The organism is Bacillus sp. Medicinal_06 (genome assembly GCF_056711665.1).
Genome location: NZ_JBWYHD010000003.1, coordinates 421,016 through 439,251 on the forward strand (window position 1 = coordinate 421,016; position 18,236 = coordinate 439,251).

20 protein-coding genes and 1 pseudogene are annotated in these 18,236 nt (G+C 34.6%); 6 read left to right on the forward strand and 15 right to left on the reverse strand.

Annotation, left to right across the window (positions count from 1 at the left end; genetic code table 11):
* Positions 1-7: 7 nt before the first annotated feature.
* The 7 genes from AC1M36_RS09225 to AC1M36_RS09255 form a co-directional block, all read right to left on the reverse strand.
* A complete protein-coding gene (locus tag AC1M36_RS09225; protein ID WP_479845784.1) occupies positions 8-556 on the reverse strand; it encodes an FAD synthetase in 549 nt (182 codons plus the stop codon).
* Between the two features lie 19 nt (positions 557-575).
* Positions 576-1,322, reverse strand: coding sequence for an IclR family transcriptional regulator (locus tag AC1M36_RS09230; RefSeq protein ID WP_479845785.1), 747 nt, complete (start codon positions 1,320-1,322; stop codon positions 576-578).
* Positions 1,323-1,474: 152 nt separating this feature from the next.
* On the reverse strand, positions 1,475-2,947 hold the full coding sequence (locus AC1M36_RS09235) for a 4-hydroxyphenylacetate 3-hydroxylase family protein (RefSeq protein WP_336453680.1): 1,473 nt from the start codon (positions 2,945-2,947) through the stop codon (positions 1,475-1,477).
* Positions 2,948-3,149: 202 nt separating this feature from the next.
* Entirely contained in the window at positions 3,150-4,301 is a 1,152-nt protein-coding gene (spoIIP, locus tag AC1M36_RS09240; RefSeq protein ID WP_336453681.1) for a stage II sporulation protein P, read from the reverse strand.
* 15 nt (positions 4,302-4,316) lie between these two features.
* Positions 4,317-4,568 (reverse strand): hypothetical protein, encoded by a 252-nt coding sequence (locus AC1M36_RS09245; RefSeq protein WP_479845786.1) that lies wholly within the window; start codon positions 4,566-4,568, stop codon positions 4,317-4,319.
* A 51-nt stretch (positions 4,569-4,619) separates the two neighbouring features.
* Positions 4,620-5,588, reverse strand: a complete 969-nt coding sequence (locus tag AC1M36_RS09250) for an SPFH domain-containing protein (RefSeq protein ID WP_336453682.1) — start codon at positions 5,586-5,588, stop codon at positions 4,620-4,622.
* A gap of 2 nt (positions 5,589-5,590) precedes the next feature.
* Positions 5,591-6,019 carry an NfeD family protein gene (locus AC1M36_RS09255; RefSeq protein ID WP_479845787.1) on the reverse strand — a complete coding sequence of 143 codons (429 nt, stop codon included), beginning with the start codon at positions 6,017-6,019 and terminating at the stop codon, positions 5,591-5,593.
* Positions 6,020-6,333: 314 nt separating this feature from the next.
* Here AC1M36_RS09255 and AC1M36_RS09260 point away from each other — a divergent pair, with 314 nt between their 5' ends.
* Positions 6,334-7,512, forward strand: a complete 1,179-nt coding sequence (locus AC1M36_RS09260; RefSeq protein WP_420792373.1) for an MFS transporter — start codon at positions 6,334-6,336, stop codon at positions 7,510-7,512.
* Positions 7,513-7,775: 263 nt separating this feature from the next.
* On the opposite strand, the gene AC1M36_RS09265 is transcribed toward AC1M36_RS09260, so the two are convergent.
* The 4 genes from AC1M36_RS09265 to AC1M36_RS09280 all read right to left on the reverse strand — a co-directional run bounded on the left by AC1M36_RS09265 (position 7,776) and on the right by AC1M36_RS09280 (position 10,864).
* Positions 7,776-8,222, reverse strand: a complete 447-nt coding sequence (locus tag AC1M36_RS09265; protein ID WP_336453685.1) for an NUDIX hydrolase — start codon at positions 8,220-8,222, stop codon at positions 7,776-7,778.
* A 23-nt stretch (positions 8,223-8,245) separates the two neighbouring features.
* The gene (locus AC1M36_RS09270; RefSeq protein ID WP_336453686.1) at positions 8,246-8,986 is read right to left on the reverse strand and encodes a M15 family metallopeptidase; all 741 of its coding nucleotides are present in this window, start codon (positions 8,984-8,986) and stop codon (positions 8,246-8,248) included.
* 11 nt (positions 8,987-8,997) lie between these two features.
* The gene (locus AC1M36_RS09275; protein WP_336453687.1) at positions 8,998-9,495 is read right to left on the reverse strand and encodes a GNAT family N-acetyltransferase; all 498 of its coding nucleotides are present in this window, start codon (positions 9,493-9,495) and stop codon (positions 8,998-9,000) included.
* Positions 9,496-9,709: 214 nt separating this feature from the next.
* The gene (locus tag AC1M36_RS09280; protein ID WP_336453688.1) at positions 9,710-10,864 is read right to left on the reverse strand and encodes a stage II sporulation protein P; all 1,155 of its coding nucleotides are present in this window, start codon (positions 10,862-10,864) and stop codon (positions 9,710-9,712) included.
* Between the two features lie 89 nt (positions 10,865-10,953).
* On the opposite strand from AC1M36_RS09280, the gene AC1M36_RS09285 reads away from it, so the two are divergent.
* Positions 10,954-11,247: a hypothetical protein gene (locus AC1M36_RS09285; protein ID WP_336453689.1), complete on the forward strand. Its 294-nt coding sequence runs from the start codon at positions 10,954-10,956 to the stop codon at positions 11,245-11,247.
* A gap of 25 nt (positions 11,248-11,272) precedes the next feature.
* Complete coding sequence (locus AC1M36_RS09290; protein WP_479845788.1) at positions 11,273-11,569, forward strand: permease; 297 nt, start codon at positions 11,273-11,275, stop codon at positions 11,567-11,569.
* On the opposite strand, the gene AC1M36_RS09295 is transcribed toward AC1M36_RS09290, so the two are convergent.
* The 4 genes and pseudogenes from AC1M36_RS09295 to cbpA form a co-directional block, all read right to left on the reverse strand.
* Positions 11,560-12,075 (reverse strand): DUF1572 domain-containing protein, encoded by a 516-nt coding sequence (locus AC1M36_RS09295; protein WP_336453691.1) that lies wholly within the window; start codon positions 12,073-12,075, stop codon positions 11,560-11,562. The genes AC1M36_RS09290 and AC1M36_RS09295 overlap by 10 nt on opposite strands.
* 18 nt (positions 12,076-12,093) lie before the next feature.
* A pseudogene (locus AC1M36_RS09300) lies at positions 12,094-12,367 on the reverse strand (tRNA-binding protein).
* Between the two features lie 65 nt (positions 12,368-12,432).
* On the reverse strand, positions 12,433-13,770 hold the full coding sequence (gene brnQ4 / locus AC1M36_RS09305) for a branched-chain amino acid transport system II carrier protein BrnQ4 (RefSeq protein WP_336453692.1): 1,338 nt from the start codon (positions 13,768-13,770) through the stop codon (positions 12,433-12,435).
* 451 nt (positions 13,771-14,221) lie between these two features.
* Positions 14,222-14,869, reverse strand: a complete 648-nt coding sequence (cbpA, locus tag AC1M36_RS09310) for a cyclic di-AMP binding protein CbpA (protein WP_336453693.1) — start codon at positions 14,867-14,869, stop codon at positions 14,222-14,224.
* Positions 14,870-15,331: 462 nt separating this feature from the next.
* On the opposite strand from cbpA, the gene AC1M36_RS09315 reads away from it, so the two are divergent.
* The 3 genes from AC1M36_RS09315 (at position 15,332) to AC1M36_RS09325 (ending at position 18,214) form a co-directional block, all read left to right on the forward strand.
* The gene (locus tag AC1M36_RS09315; RefSeq protein ID WP_336453694.1) at positions 15,332-16,210 is read left to right on the forward strand and encodes a hypothetical protein; all 879 of its coding nucleotides are present in this window, start codon (positions 15,332-15,334) and stop codon (positions 16,208-16,210) included.
* Positions 16,211-16,422: 212 nt separating this feature from the next.
* The gene (locus AC1M36_RS09320; protein ID WP_336453695.1) at positions 16,423-17,730 is read left to right on the forward strand and encodes a hemolysin family protein; all 1,308 of its coding nucleotides are present in this window, start codon (positions 16,423-16,425) and stop codon (positions 17,728-17,730) included.
* Between the two features lies 1 nt (position 17,731).
* A complete protein-coding gene (locus AC1M36_RS09325) occupies positions 17,732-18,214 on the forward strand; it encodes a DUF456 domain-containing protein (protein ID WP_336453696.1) in 483 nt (160 codons plus the stop codon).
* Positions 18,215-18,236 lie beyond the last annotated feature (22 nt).

The following is an 18,236-nucleotide window of genomic DNA, read 5'->3' on the forward strand; positions in this document are numbered from 1 at the left end:
AATTCATTCATATTGTTTTCATAGGCCATCCTAATAAGGAATGAGACCTCTGTAATTCTCCTTGAAATAAATGATTCCGGATCCTCGTTGAAGAAATTCGTTCCCCATCTTCACAACAAATCTCTTCAACAATAGAAACATCGAAATATTTTTTCAGTAGCTCTATACTCCCCACTCGATTTTTTCCAAATCGAAAATCTTCTCCTACATAAATTTTAGCTGGACATAATCTTTGTAACTCTTGAATAAAGTGACTAGCCGTTCTCTTTACATACGATTCATCAAAACGAATCACAATTACATGTTCAACCCCAAGCTCTTCAAATCGATTTAATTTCTCATCGATTGATGTTAATACTTGAGCTCCTTGAAAATAAGCACGTGGTGGTGGATCAAATGTATACACGACATTTGTAATCTGTAGTTCTTTAGATTTCTCTACCGCATTTCTAATAACTGTCTGATGTCCTTTATGAACACCATCAAAAGCACCGATTGAGATAATTGATTTTGTTAATTCAGATATGCGATGATCATGTATATAAATGATTTTCACCTCTCTTTTACAATCGGAATCAAATATCCAAATAACCGAATTCCTTTGAAATCAAGTTTGCCGTATTCATTACACTTCGAATCATGATTTGGCGATTGCTTCCTTGCATATACGATATGGGGCCAACAATATTAAGAGCAGCAACGGTTCTTCCCGTATAAGAACGGATAGGAGCTGCAATACCATATAAACCGTGCTCATTTTCGTTATCACTTATGGAATATCCCTGCTCACGAATTGTCTGTAACTCCTTTTGAAATTTTTTCATACAAGTAATCGTATTTGGTGCCCTTGGCAAAAGCCCATGTTCTGAAGTGTACTCTAAGGAAGAAGGGTTAAATGAAAGAAGTACTTTCCCTGTACTTGTACAATATGCGGGCTTTCTAGATCCAACATGAGTTGAAATTTGAACTGAATCCTTTGATGAAACTTTCAAAATAAATACAACGTCCCCACGGTCAAACATACCGATATGCACTGTTCCATTAAATTTCTTCACAAGTTCCTCTACAATTGGAATTGCCCCACTATAAATTTCTTGTTGAAACATTACTTGATTGCCCCACTCTAACAATTTCCAACCTAATCGGTATTTTCTTTGTTCATCTCGAATGAGCATCCCTTCTTCACATAATGTACGAACAAGATGGTGAACTGTACTAGGATTCATATTTAATTTCGCTGCAATTTCAGAGTTTCCTAATACTGGCTCATCACCAGTGAAACAATTTAGAATTTTACAAATTTTACTGATAGAAGCGATCAAAACAACTTACCTCCCCTATTCCAGTTACATATTTTCAGGTTCATATATAGCTAAACATATAAGAAGATTTACACCCTAACAGTAAAATTCTTGTTATCTATTTGTTGCTCCTTCCTTTTCCATTTTAAAATGTAAGCGCAATCATTTAAGAGTTAACTTAATGCACTTTCAGACGAACTTGTTTGCAAGGCATTATTCACAAGCGATAGAGATTGTTGTTTTTTATACGCATTATAGAACATACCCATTTTTCGAACTGGGTCGCCGGAATAATAACGTTCATATTGCAATAAACGTTGTCCAAAAGCTTCGCCACATAAATCCCAAGCTAATTTAAATAAGCGCACACGTTCCTCAGAAGATACCCCTTCACGCCCGATATAATATTTATGCATATCATCTTGAATCTCCGGATTCATAAAATCAGCACCTGTTGGTGACATTAACAGTCCACCAGCACCAATGGTTTGGATAATTTCAATAGCCCGTGGATACATTTTTGGTAATAAACTACGTATTGTATCAAGAGGTAGCCTTGCAGGAACAGCTTCTCCATATGCATTCGTTTCATACTCATATTCTGCTACTTGTAAGAGCGCACGAATTGTTTCTACATCTTGCATAAGTTCCGCTAGCTGATTTTGTACATTTAAAAAACCATCCACTCCAATTGAATCTGCCAGCTTTATAGCTACTTCAGCTGCAAAAGAAAGTTTCACCAGGCCTCTTACTCCCGATTGATGTGCAGGCTGATGCCCAATTCCTGTTTTCGGATACAGTTGATTCCCAGCTTCTACACTTTGATAAATGAATACTTTATCCCAAGGGATGAATACATTACGAAAAACAAGTAATGCATCCATTTCCTCGAATCTTGATGCCAGTGGATGGTCAAATAAAGAACGTTTACCATCTTGCATTGGCTCGCGACAAAGAATCCTTAATCCTGGTGCATCAATTGGAACTGCAAAAGAAATCGCATGACGTTCATCACCTGGTTTAAAACTTGGATAGGAGTAAATGATTACTTCATCTGTAATTGGGGCAAGTGTCGCTAGCATTTTCGCACCACTTACATACATTCCTTCCGCTGTTTCTTTCACTACACCTAAATGCATCGTTGCATCTTCTTGCTGGTGCGAAGCTTTGCTTCGATCATTTTGTGGATTAATAATCGCATGCGTTAAAAACAAATCTTGATCACGTATATGTCTATAATAATTTTTTATATTTTTCCCCCATTCAGGATCGAATTTTTCAAAGAACCAAGAGTTACTTGCCATTGAAGTGACCGTAACATTTAAAAAGTCCGGCGTTCTTCCCATTAAACCAAACGTCGCTTTTGCCCACACCTCAAATAATTCTCGGCGTGATTTTAAATCCTCATAATTTCTTGGTACTAAAAATGCATTCGAAACCCGTTCCCCTGTCTCTTCACATATGTGAGTAATTTTATCTTGATATTTTGGATCATGTTGCATATCATATAGGTTTGCAATTTGTAAAATTGGTTCCCGAAAAACATCTTCATTTACAACATCCGTTACCCTTCTTCCACCAATCCAAATTTCAGGATTTCTCGCCTTTAATCCTTCGATATACTGAGCCCCTGTTCGAATCGCCATGTTTTCCCCTCCAATATATACATTTTGAAGTTTACTATACAAATAAATTTAGAAATTCTAGTCACCCTCTTCAATCGACAGAATTTTTAATTATTATAAACCAAACTCAAGTCAAAACTACTACCTTATTTCATATTATGAAATTCTAGTAATTTTTTTAAGAGACATATAAAAAAGGAACAGTTTCCCTGCTCCTTTCACATCATCCATTCACCTTCTCCGCATCCCAGTAATACTTACTAAATGCCTCTGTTAAAACATCAATGGTGTTATACAGCTCTTCCAACGTATTATCAACACCACCAACTTCAATAAGCATGGCATTTTGAGATAAATCTTGATTATAAACCCCATTTCCGTCCTTTTTATATTTCGGGAAAATCCCTCTACTTAATCCGTAATAATTTTCATCTAAATATGAATTTATTGCTCTTGCAATCTTTTCATTATGGGAGCGTCCTTTATTCTCCATTCCAATAATAAAATACAGTCTCGCATAAGATTTTCCATTAATTACTTTTGTCGTCACATTCTTTCGCTGATCATCTCTATGAATATCAATCGGAAACATAATATTTTTATTTTGTGCCAACGCTTCTTTCACATATCCATGAGATGCGGTATATGCTTGATACCATTTCCATTTCTTATTCGCTAATAAATCCCCCATGTTTGTTTTATCATGAAGAACCGGTATTCCCTGTCCCTCCAACTGTTCTTTTAGACGTTCCCCTAAAAGCGAAACATTCACATCAGGACTTGACGGATTTTTCGCCCCAGGTAACAGTGGATAAAAGGATTCCCAGCTATGTGTGTGATAAATATATACAGCTTTTTCACCTTTTACATCACTTTTATTTTTTTGTATGGGATTCTTTTTGTCTGCTTCTGTGACTTTATCTTTTGCCACTTCCCGCTCTTTCGTTACCTCTTCAATCGGGACACTCGATTCATTCGGAATATTCGTATAATCCGTTCCTTCTCCAGCTACGATAATATGAGAATAGTACTTTGACATCCCCGGTACTTCTTTCCCAACAAACGTCCTTAAATCTTGTATTTTAAGGTCCGTTGCAATAGAAAATAATACATTCCCAATTGATTCTCGTTTATTTGTTTTAAAATAATCCGATGCGAAATAGCGATTCTCACTCTCAAACATTTGCACAAAACCTTGCATCGAAACTTTACCAAACCACTGACTCGCATAATAAGATTTCATTGTATGTAAAAATGAAGTTACAATAGACGCCGCTACTATCACTACAAATACATATGATAAGATTAAAAATAAAAATTTCTTTCCATGTATACGAGTTGCATATTTTTTCAATGTATCACCCTCTTTATACATGGTTATGTACAAGCTTTATATAATATACATTTTCACTAGACTTGTTACATTTAATATAGCTGCTAAAAAGAATAGTAATGCAAATACCTTTTTATCTAACCTATACGCGTTCATAGAACTTACAAAAAAACAAACGATATACAGACAATGTAACCAAACAGAATAATTTAAGTATGTATTGAAAATAATATCTTTCATCATCAAGCACCAAATTGAAATAAATGCTACAGCCGTACAAATCTTCAAAACTTTGAAAGCTTGTTTCATATCATCCTCCCTAAAAAAAGAGAAATGGTGACCCATTTCTCTTTCTCGTTGCTATTGTTCTTTCGGTGTATCAGAAGAAGGCAATTTCTTCGCTTGTTTTTCTTTAAAAATCTCTCCAATTGCACCTAGTGTACCCAGTGTTTCAATTGCATTTGATGGAATGAAGACTTTATTAGCAGGTCCTTTCGCAACCTCAGCTAATGATTCAAAAGATTTATATGCAAGAACTCGTTCATCTAAATCCGCTGCACGTATTAATTCAATACGATTTTGTTCCGCTTTCGCAATTGTTTCAATCGCTCTTGCTTCCCCTTGCGCTTCTAGCTCTTTTGCTTCTCGTATACCTTCGGCTTCGCGAATACGTGCTTCTTTATCCCCTTCAGCCATTAAAATTTTACTTTGTTTTTCCCCTTCAGCTCGAAGGACTTTATCTTGTTTTGCTGCTTCTGCTTCTAAAATAATTGCACGCTTATTACGCTCTGCTTTCATTTGTTTTTCCATTGCTGCTTGCACATCTTTTGGCGGATTAATATCCACTACTTCCACACGCTCAATGCGAACGCCCCATTTTTCTGTTGCTTCATCAAGTGCTAAACGAATTTCTGTTGAAATCTTTTCACGTCCTGATAATGTTTCATCTAGTTCCATCTTACCGATAATTTGACGCATTGTTGCAGATGTAATATTACGAACACCATATTCATAATTTGAAATACCGTATGTTGCAAGTTCCGGTTCCACGATTTGATAGAAAATAATCGTATCAATTTCTACTTGTACGTTATCTTTCGTAATCACTTTTTGCGGTGGGACATTTGTTTGTTGAATACGTAAATCATGATAAACACGAACGCGATCTACAATAGGAATTAAAATATTTAACCCCGGATGCATGATACGTTGGAATTTACCAAACCTTTCAACAACTGCCACCTTTTGTTGCGAAATGATTTTAATTGTTAACGCTACAAATACAACAACAATTAATGCAAAAATAATCGTTAATGTTAATGCTACCATTTTTACTCACTCCCCTTTTTCACATGTAAAACAGTGCTGCTCCTTTTTATAACAATGACTTTTTCTCCAGCGGAAATGGGAACATCTGAAATCGCAGTCCAAGTATCTCCATCCACTTTCACAATTCCATTTTCTTCACTTGTAATCGCTTGCATGATAATTCCCTTTTTACCAGCCAGTTTATCGACAGTATCAGTAAACCCTTTTGCCTCTCGAAAATTTTTAGAGATTCGTTTCGTAAAGAAAGTCAATGTTAAACTCACAATTGCCCCTACAACAACTTGTAAGAATAGTGCTTCTGGGGCAAATAGTGCAATTAGACCTCCGACAACCGCTCCAATTCCAAGCCATAACATGTAAAAGGTAATCGATAACATTTCTGCAATAAATAAAATACCAGCTATAATAAACCAAATTACCCATCCAGCCATATGCAACCCTCACTTTCTTTTTTATTTTCTATATGTATATGAAAAAAAGAATTGTTTATCACGTCCTCCTCATGAATACGGGACGTTTCAACGGAAGCTGCTATACATATTCACTGTTACCATGAGTATTACTAAAATATTATATTAATATATTCTTTATTATACATGAAAATTCCTATATAAAAGTTACAAAAAATAAAATTCTTTCAAAAAATGAATCTGTAAATTAAAATAAATATAAAAAAATAATCATTTATGAAAAGGAGATATCTATATTGCCCCAACAATCAATATCCCTTTATTGGTTTTCTAAAATGTGCATCACTCTCGCTGATGTTGTTTATGTGATGATTGTTACTACTCATATCTATATGACAACAAAATCAGCTACCACCACTGCCCTTTTTCCATTATTGGGAGTTATCGCGAGCCTTATTGCTAGTACATCTGCGCCACTTATAATGAATCGTTTCCGATCCTATTCATTACTTTTTACATTACAAGGGATTAAGACTTTCCTTTTGATTCTTTTAAGCGTGCTATTCCCTTTATTATCATCTAACATTACTGTCCTTCTTACTTTTATTATTCTCATTTCATTATGCGGAGGCTGGAGCTCTCCTTTATTATACGCTGTTATTCCACGCCTAGCGCCCCAAGAAAAGTTAGTAAAAGTAAATAGTATCTTTTCCTTTTCAACACAAATTGTTCAGGCAGCTGCTTATTCGTTCACAAGTGTAGTTGTCCTTTTTATTGGTGCTACTTCTACACTTATGATTAACAACATATTAATGATTTTTGGATGTATCACATTATATGTTTCATTGCATGCTGTACAAACTGAACAAAAAGTGGAAAAATCAGCCTCCAAATCAGCTGTATTACTAGAAGGATGGAAACTGTTATTTCAGTACTCTTCCTTACGCACAGTTACATATATGGACTTAATTGAAACGTTTGCCGGAACGATTTGGATTGGCGGTATTACGATGGCTTATGTAACAACTGCTCTTCATAAAGGAGAAGAATGGTGGGGATATATCAACACCAGCTATTATATGGGAACATTAATTGGAGGATTATTAGCATGGCGAATAAGTACGTATATTCAAAATAACTTAATACGCTCAATGGCTTTAGGATCACTTCTATTTAGCGTACTCACTTTCTTATATGGCATAACAAGCAACGGATTTATTGCACTGCTTCTTTGCCTTCTAATGGGACCTGCTTATCAAATTAGAGATATTTCTCAAACAACCGTTTTACAATCAAGCGTGCCACCACCTCTATTATCAAAAATATATACAGCTCACGGCACACTTACTTCGGCTGTTTCCGGACTTTCTATGCTAAGCGTCGGTATTATTACCGATATGTTCGGCGTCCGGACAATATATATCATTGCTGCTTTTCTCATTTTATGTTCTGCTTGTTTATCTTTTATTTTGTTAAAACATACGAAACAGCAAGGCAAGGATGTTTCTCTTTAATCTCACTGTTTTTTGACATATGAAATTTTACAGAATAGGAAAAGGATAGGGCACCCTATCCTTTTTGCATTGTATTTATGATAAATTCGGAGCTCTTCTATGGTTTGTTTGCAGCTTGTTCCAATGCATGTGCAGTCCCTTCGCTAAAATCAGTACTTGCTAAAGTGATTCCAAAAAGCCTTCAGCTATCCATTTCAAGGAAAATAAAAAAGCGTCTTAGACGAACAACCTCTGCCTAAAACGCTTTTTAATAAACAACCCTTCTATTTCACATACATCTCTTCAAGTAAATGAATAAATTCCCCTTGATTCCCTGCCAATACAGGACATTTTGTTATATCAATCCACTCATAACAAAATGTTAGACCCTCATCTTCCTCTCCTGCACTTACGATATGTTCCCATGTATCTTTTACATCTGTTAGCAACGAAATATGAAAAAAGTGGCGTTTTTGATATTCCTGTTTTTCTTTCACATGAATGATATAATCACCAATGAAGCGTTCTATATATACATGCCGTAAACCCGACTCTTCTAACACTTCACGTAATGCTGCTTCTTCTAATTTTTCTCCTTCATCAACTGTACCACCTGGAACTTGTATACCTGCTTCCGGCATATCACGATGTGTAAAAACAAGCAACTGCATAACTCCTTCTGTTTCCCTTGTAATATATGCGTACACCTTTTTCTTATATAACATCGTCATCTATATCCTCTCCCCGCAATTGATTATTTCATTGCTTCTTCTAAGGTAAGTTGATTTTCATATAAATACGTAGCTTGTGGATTCCCTACATAACGTACGTGCCACGGTTCATACCGATAACCAGTAATCGATTCCTTCTCTTTTGTATACCGAATGACAAAACCAAATTTATGCGCATTTTCAGCAAGCCATTTTCCTTCTTTTGTATCCCCAAAAATGGTTTCTAATTGAAACTTGGCAGATTGTGATGTAATATCCATCGCAAGTCCCGTTTGATGTTCACTTGTTCCTGGAATCGCACTGGACATCGCTGTTTTCGCTTCTCCATCTTGAATCTTATACATTGTATTTAATGCTTTTTGCCGGTCAAAAGATCTGAACCCTGAGACCGCAAAGAGAAAAATTCTCTCTTGATCACCTTGCTTGAACATGTTTTCAAGTGCCTGTGCTGCTTCTTTCCTCATTTTTTTCTTCTCTTGATCCCCTTCACTTGAGTAACGCACTTTGGGAATGACTAAATCTTGCGGCTTGTAACGATCCGGTAACCGTCTGCTTTTATTTACAAGTACAAGTGTAGAATCCGGATTATTCACAACTGCAATATCTCCTTCTACTTTAGCGATGGTTTCTTGCTCTTTTGGAAATGTAACAATACTATTCACTTCTTGTGCTTGCTTATCTTTATACATCTTATAATTAATGCCTGCTACTCCAATAATAATTGCAACTACTACGACACTCAGCAGTGTCCATCTTTTTTTCATAAAACGACCTCTTATTTTAATAATTTGGCCATATAATACTCGTCGACATCCTTTCCATCGATGATAAGAGAAGCTTTTTTGACACCTTCTTGTTCAAAACCTACTTTTTTATATAGTGCCTGTGCTCTTGTATTGTGGGCCATTACTGTTAACTCCAAACGCCATACATCATGTAATCTTGCCCACTTTTCAATTTCTTTAAACAGCATGGTTCCAATTCCTTTTCCGCTATACGCTTGTAAAATCCCAATTACAATCGCTGCTGCATGTTTGTTTCTTTGCGCATTACCACCATTAGCTAAAATAAACCCGACTAATTGCTCACCTTCTACTACTACAAATATTGTAGAATTATAGTTTTCTATAAAGCGTTTAATCATATTTTCTTGCTGCTTCACTGTCATATTCCGTTCCCCTGGTTCAAATAACATAAAAGAAGTTTCTCCATCCAATTGTTTTCCTAACTGTAAAAATGCTGCTGCGTCCTCTACTTGAATGTCTCGTATCATCTCTATCACCCTGTCGATTTTATAATGTAAAAGTTTTATCTATAAAGAGCATTTCGCTATTTTTTTATGAAATACCTTTCTATTTTTCATAGGAGAAATAGACAAATTTCGATATCAGTATAATGAAGGTGAAATTTTATTTATAAAAAGAGCTTGATTCCTATTTTTCTCTTCTTTGTGAACACAAAAAGAAACGTAAGCACCCCGCTTACGTTCATCCATTCACCTTCTCTGCTTGCCAAAAATATTCACTAAATGCTTTCGCCAATACATCAATGGAATGATTTAATTCTTCAGATGTATTATCTACACCTCCTACTTCAATTAAAATTGCTTGTCCTGACAAGTCCTGATTATAAACACCGTTTCCTGTTTGAAACCCCTTTTGTATAACTCCTCGACTTACCCCTGGATATTTCTTATTAATCGCTTCATGTAGTGCAGTTGCTAATTGTAAGTTTTTGGCGTAATTTTTATTCCCTTTTCCAATGACAAAAGCAAGCTTCGCATACGATTTATCTCCAATTGCTTTTGTCGTGACATTTTTACGGGCACTATCTCGGTGCAAATCAAAAAAGTATTGTAACTCTTTATTTCCTGCCATTGCCTCCTGTACAATTTCCCGAGACATTTTATAAGAGCTATTACTATTTAACCCCTTACTAATCAACTTTTTCCCAACATCTGTTTTATCATTAACTGCTCCTATTCCTTCATTTGCTAATTGGTCACGAAACCGTTCTCCAAGTATAGAAATATTCGTCACAGAACTTGTTGCCTTATTCGGATCTGGATCATTTGTTAAATTTAATAAAGGTAAATAAGACTCCCAACTATGAGAATGATAGATAAATGCAACTTGTCTTTTTCCGGTTGTTTGTGCAGGTTCCTTTTTCTCTTTATTTGGATCCACTTTCGGAACTTGTCCGGTTTCTCCTGTTCGTTCTTTCACCACTTCTTCAAGTGGAACGCTCGACTCGATAGGTAAGTTAGAATAATTTGTCCCTTCACCAGCAATGACAATTTCCGTATCGTATTTTCCAAACCCAGGAAGTTCCTTCCCAACGAAACTACGTACATCATCAAATCGAATATTTGTCGCTGTTGAAAAAAGAAAAGATGAAATCGAAAAGTCTTGATTTAAATTTCGATATTCTTGTGTAAAATAATGATTTTCCTTTCCAATCACATACATATATCCATTCATTGATAACTCATTTAACCAATTATATAAATATGCTGACTTTGTTTCTTTCAATGAAGTCACCATCATACTAATAAGGAAAAAGGTTGCTAACATCATAAAGACAACAAATAAAATAAGCTTACGTACACTTGTTAATTTGACATAAAAAAATCCTCGATTCATAACATCACCCTCTCTGTTCCAACTTATGTACAAGCTATAGAGAATAGACCGCCTAAATTTCGGCTATATTGTCATAGAGGTGAAATGAATTGAAGCTAATTATTAGTATAGTTCCTATTGTTTTATCAGGTATTTTTTTATTATTTGCAGCACACCCTAAAATCCGTGTTTTCTTAGATATTTGCGCGTACCTTTCATTATATATACTTGGTATACTAATCGCTTTTAACATATATGATGTTGTGCTGCACGGCTTAGTATTTATGACAACCATTCACGGTATCTTGTTGAACCCATTATTTCTCATCACTGGAGCTTATATTGGAGTGTATTCTTTATATCTCCTTATTTATAAACTAGTAACAAGTTTAAGAAGGACATAATACTTATTCTAAATGGAGTGTAAAAATGCGACCAACTTTTATATGTCATAAATGCCAGAAAAAAATTGTCAGAAAGCAAGATCTTATTACCACAATGTTCTACGTACGCATCTACTTATTTCACAATACTTGCTTTAGCCAACAATTTTTCTTTTCTAGTTTTATTCCTATTAATACGCTATTTGGAGTATATTTCATTTGGTATACTCTCGCTATAGGGGCTATTCTAACAATAACAGAACTATCGATCATTTGGATTATTTTTTTAGTGCCTGTTCTATATCGTTTTATTTCTTACTATTATATTGAACGTCACTTTTGAAAATAACGATTAGACTGCCCCTTTGGAATACTTAAACACTCCCACTCTTTTTCTTTCAGCAATTTTCCAACGTAAATAATTTGTCCGATATGTGATGCATAATGAGCGATTTGTCTCTCAATCGCTTGCATAACACTATGCGCTTCACCCCGAATATGCACGATCTTTAAAAGGTCTTGTGGTGTTAATGATTGCAGCGCTTGAAAAACATATTCCCACCCTACTTTCCATGCTATTAGCGCTTCTGCTTTTGAAGCATAGCCCCCTTCAAATTCACCATCACGATTTCGATCTAGCTTTTCACCATCTGTCGTTAAAAAATCCGTCCATCTCGAACGCATATTTCCATGTAAATGTTTGATTATAATTGCAATACTGTTTGCTTCTTCATGAGGTGTCCAACTTATTTGTTCATATGATAACTGTGAAAGCGTCCTTTCTCCTTGCTTTTGCATCGCCTTGAAGTTTGAAATCGCACATTCTAAATAGACATTTCCAACATCCATACTTAATCCTCTCCCCTATTAACTAATTGGTGTTCCATTAGGGATTTCTATATCTGGCTGAAGCAAGATTACATCTCCTTGTTCTGGCACTCCTCCTAGCACAAGCACTTCCGATATGAACTCCCCACCTTAACGACCTTACAGTCTATTTCAGCACTGGACTGCTTCATACCAAGCTCACCAAAGTCAATTTCTAATGTAATCGCAGGTACACGAGCTTCTTTAAACTCTTCTGCTTTTTTATCGTTCCCACACGTACATCTAACTGTAAAAAGTTTTCAAAATTAGCCATTTTATCAATCCTTCCAAGCTAATATTTAGACAAAACATATGAATTTCCTCTAAAAAAAAAGATGCCTAAGCACCTTTCTTTTGTAACTCACTTAATTCGTTTGGTCTATATAAGAAGTAACCAATTACTCCACCAATACATGATGGCAGTAACCAACCAATTCCTTCCTTATATAAAGGAAGCATTTGCAACACATTTGTTATGGCATCAAACTTAATATTTGCACTTTCTAAACCGTTAAATAGACTAATAACGAGTGCCCCTAAAATTGCACCAATATATATTGTATTTCGCTGTCCAATCCATTTATGGAAATAAGACAGTGCAATTAATACAATCGCAACAGGATAAATAATCATCAATACTGGTAATGTTACAGCAATAAGCTGTGTTAATCCTAGGTTTGATACAACTAAACTAAACACACATACTAATGTTACAATCGTTTTATGTGATAATTTAGGGAATAACTTTGTAAAGAATCCTGCACACGCTGATGTAAGTCCAACTGAAGTTGTTAAACAAGCAAGTGTAATAACAAGGCCTAATAATATTTTTCCACTCGTTCCATATAACTCATTTACAACTTTCGTTAAAATAAGACCTCCATTATCAGAAACGCCAAGTGACGTACTTGTCGAACCAAGATAAGCAAGTGATAAATAGATTAACGTTAAACCTAATACAGCAATAACCCCAGATATAATTGTTACTTTTGCGATTTGTTCGCTTTCTTTTATCCCTTTCGAACGAATAACTTGTACAACAACTATACCAAATACAAGTGCACTAATCGCATCCATCGTTAAGTATCCTTGAATAAATCCACCGAAAAATGCAGTATCTTTATATGCTTCTATCGGTGCAGCAGGAGTTCCAATTGGATCAATTATAGCTTTACCTACAATTACAGCGACAATTAATACTAATAGTGGAGTAAGAAACTTTCCAAACCAATCAATTAATTTCGATGGATTTAGTGATAAATACCAAGTAATACCGAAGAAAACTGCTGTGTAGAGAAACAACATGTACCATTCTGACACAAACGCTTCCGTTAAAAATGGTTTCATCCCCATTTCAAAAGAAACCGCTCCTGTACGTGGGATGGCAAAGAATGGTCCAATTGCTAAATAACTAATCAGTGGAAAAATAAATGCAAATATAGGGTGAACTCTAGAAGATAGCGCTTTCAAGTCCCCTTCTACAAAAGCGACAGCCGTTACAGCTAATAGAGGAAGTCCGACTCCTGTCACAAGGAATCCAATTGTAGCAATCCAAACATTTTCTCCTGCCTGTTGTCCTAATACCGGCGGGAAAATTAAATTTCCTGCTCCTAAAAATAATGCAAATAACATTAAACCGATTGCTATTGTATCTCCTGGCCTTAATCGTCCCTTCATCTCTCTTTTGCATAGCATGTCTTTATTGTTTTTATCTCTTTCACAATATGCTATGCATCCTCCTCTCTATCCATAGTGATTATTTATGCCCCTTAAAAAGCAATGTCTTTCCCCATAATTTCTCCATTTCCCCTTTTCTTACTCCGATTAATAATTTTGATTTTTTTGAATATTCAAAACATTATAGTGTTATATCACAGAGTTAATAGGTCAGACCTCTTTGCTTTTGTCACACATATAGTAACACATTTAGTTGAAAAATAGAAACATATTTTTTATATGAAATTTTTCGAAAAACTAAATAGTATGCAAACCTTGCATTATTCTTTTAGAAAAATATTTTATAAACAAATAAGCAACTTTTCATTTTATTATTTTAAAATAAAGATAAACTTTCTTTTCCTACATATAATGAAAAGCCATCTAAATCATACAGATGGCCTTTCATCCCCTACTCTATTGTTTCTACTTGACGTGGATTATTCATTTCTTCTACGTATACAACACGAAACCCATGATCTTCTAAATCCTTTAATAAAATCTCTAACTCTTCTGCCTTAAATTCTTCACCTAGTGTGAACATAATTCTACGCACTAATAAAGCATTATTGTCAAATGTCATTAAACTTTGAATACCACTATATTTTTTTAAAACGGTGGATAACTTTTGAATGGCTCCATTATAATCTTGCGTTCCAACCATGACAGAGTATACACTAGAATGAACTCCCCATGCATCTTCTAATAGTTCAAACACCTTTTTATGAGTTAAAATCCCCAAGAATATCCCTTTTTCATCTACTACTGATAAGTATGGTAACTTCTTAATAGTAAAGAATACTTTGAAGAAAGAAGAATCTTCCCTCACATACCCTTCTTTATCATTTAACAATTCTGATAAATTATCTTCTAACGATCCTTTATATTCTAAAATATCTACTTTGTACACATTTCCTAGAAATTTCTCTTGTTTTGCATCTAAAACTGGTACACAACGATAACCAGTTTTATTTAAATGGTCCAGCGCTTCTCCAACTGTAAATGAATTTGAACAAAATAGTACTTCTTTTTTAGGCACATAGTTTCCTTTAATCCTCATAAAAAGCCTCCTTATGTTAAAATACTTTCTGTGCCATAACTATATTATATTTTCAGAAAAAAATAAATATTTTATTTCACTTTTCTGAAAACTTTTCGTATTGTTGTCATGATTTGTTCATGAATGATTCATTTTTTGATAAAGTTAATAGTTAATCATTCTGTACCTAATTGCTGACTGAAAAAAATTATCTCGCATGAACTGGAAGTAATATCCTCATTCATGAAGCTTTCCATCATTGAAGGATGAATCCTCCACTGATGGAAGTTTCCCTTTATAAATGGACTTTTACTTTTTATCACTGCGTTTAATTTTACAAATAATTATAGACTTCCTGTAAATGAATTACTTGGCATCGCAACTCATACCCATATATAAAGAAAAAGATATTGTAACTTATCCAAAAAAACGTTAGAATAAGAATAAGAATTTTCTGAATATTCTAAGAGTAGGTGAACAATTATGTCTTCATTATTTCGTTCTTACACATATCGCTTTTTAGCTGGATTCCTAATCATTCTTATCATAAGCCCTCTTCCCGCTGTATTATTAACCCATGAATCTTCTTATTTAAAAGGTTTACTTGGGATTTTTTATAATTTTGCTCATTTCCCGTCCATTTCTATTCCAATGATTGATTGGGTGCATGAATCCATTCTTTTTTCATCTCAACCTATTACCACAACGCTCCATGTTCCAGGACACTCTCCCCTGCTATTCCCTTATGTGTGGGAAGTATACTTTTTATCAATCATTCGCTTTACACTCACACTGGCAATTGGTTTTTTTATCAGCTTAGCGATTGGGCGTTTATTCTTAAAGGCACCAAAACAATTTAAAAAATACATTTCAATATTGCGCTGGATTCCATACTCATTCAGTACGGCTCTATTACAATGTTCTATTGTTTTAATTTCTTTATACATTGCAAGGTACATAACCATTCCATTTCTTTCTTCCCTCATCATCATATGTAGTACATCAATGATTATCGTTATACAAGCAATCAAAAAATGGATTCCGTTTTTAAATAACACTGAAGAACATAATATACGTGATTCATCGTTCCTCATTAATACGTTATTTATGGCAATAGCTTCAAATCATAAATCTATTTTAAGCTCCATTATTCTGTCATTCTTTTATATGGAATGTATTTTTCATACGAAAGGATTACTGCAATTTATTATTCAATTTGGAGGGAATTCACCAACTGTTGTTACAATTGGACTGCTACTCATTTATATTCCGTATATCATTCTTTCCTTTCTTCAATCCGCATGGACAACAAACCAGTCTAAACATCAAACTTACACTATCTCAAAAACAATGATTAAATAAATTAACTTTAAACAATCTCCCTCCTTTTCAAAATGGAGGGTTATTCCCCTTTTATTCAGGGTAAAATACCAACAAATTTATGAATGTTTAGAAAAACATTCCAATATTTACTCATTTCCTTTGACTATTATTTTCATTTCGATTTATTATAAAAGTATAACATACTTGCAGGAGGTGACATCTTTATTCCCACTTCGGAGTAGAGAACACACTTGGACATATTAAATATTTTTCTCATTTTTGTACTTATTCTCATTTCTGGCTTTTTCGTGGCATCTGAATTTGCGGTGGTAAAAGTACGAAAAAGTCGAATTGATCAGCTTGCAAATGAAGGAAATAAGCAAGCATTAGCTGCCAGAAGTGTTGTTTCTAACTTAGATGTATACTTATCAGCATGTCAGCTTGGTATTACCATCACTTCTTTAGGACTCGGTTGGCTTGGCGAACCAACTGTAGAACACTTACTACGCCCCTTATTTGAAAAAGTAAACATTACTGGTGCAATGGCTAATACACTATCGTTCATCATTGCATTTAGTATCATTACTTTTTTCCATGTCGTATTAGGGGAACTTGTTCCAAAATCTTTCGCGATTCAAAAAGCTGAAGTAATTGCATTGAAATTTGCTAAGCCACTCATTTGGTTTGATCGAATCATGTATCCTTTCATTTGGTTGCTTAATAGTACAGCCGTATTCTTTACAAAACTATTCGGCTTAGAACCAGCAAAAGAAAATGAACTTGCTCACTCAGAAGAAGAATTACGATTGATTTTAGGTGAAAGCTTTAAAAGTGGTGAAATTAATCAAACTGAATATAAATATGTAAATAATATTTTCGAATTTGATGATCGTGTTGCCAAAGAGATTATGGTACCTCGTACAGAAATGGTTTGTCTATCTATCGAAAATACATTAGAAGAAAATATGGACATCGTGGCATCTGAGAAATATACACGTTATCCGATTATTGAAAAAGATAAAGATGATATTATCGGGATGCTAAATACAAAAGAAATTTTTCACGATCAAACGAAGGGGATTCATAAACCTTTAGAAGCTTATATACATCCAGTCTTAACTGTATTTGAAACAGTGCCTATCCGTAAAACATTAATTCATCTTCAGAAGAACCGTGTGCAAATGGCAATTGTAATGGATGAATATGGCGGGACAGCTGGGCTATTGACGATGGAGGATATTATTGAAGAAATTATTGGTGAAATTCAAGATGAATTTGATACAGATGAATCACCAATGATTGAAAAACGCACACCAAAACTCACTGTACTAGATGGAAAAGTACTCATTTCAGAAGTAAATGATATGTTTGGTTTACATATTGATGATAGTGATTTAGATACAATTGGTGGCTGGCTTCTATCTCAGTCCATCGATTTAAATATCGAAGTTGGCTATTCAATTGAATATGCTGGTTTCCAATTTAAAGCATTAGAGCTTGATGGGCATCAAATTAAGAAAGTTGCTGTACATAAACTAGATAGTAAAAAGGAGATATAAAGTGACTGTTTTATTAACACTTTGTATAATTGCTTGTTTTATCATATCGTTTATTGCGTTTATCTATCCGATTATCCCTGGCATACTTGCACTGTGGGCTGGATATCTTATTTATCATTTTGGTATAAATGACGGGGAGCTAACAACAAGTTTTTGGGTCCTTCAAATCGTTTTTACCATTATTATTTTCGTTGCTGATTTTATTGCAAATGGATACTTCTTAAAAAAATACGGAAGTACCAAATGGAGCGAACGTGTGGGAATGATTTCTATTATTGTCGGTTCCTTTTTCTTCCCACCATTTGGTCTCATTATCATTCCATTTCTATCAGTTTTCGTGACAGAAATAATGCATAAAAAAACACCGCAAGAAGCGTTTATGGTTGGAATTGCTACAGTCGTCGGCTTTTTAAGCAGTACAGTGGCAAAAGCGATTTTACAAATTATTATGATTATCATTTTTGTATGTTACATTCTTTTTTAACCATCCCTTTTCAGGGATGGTT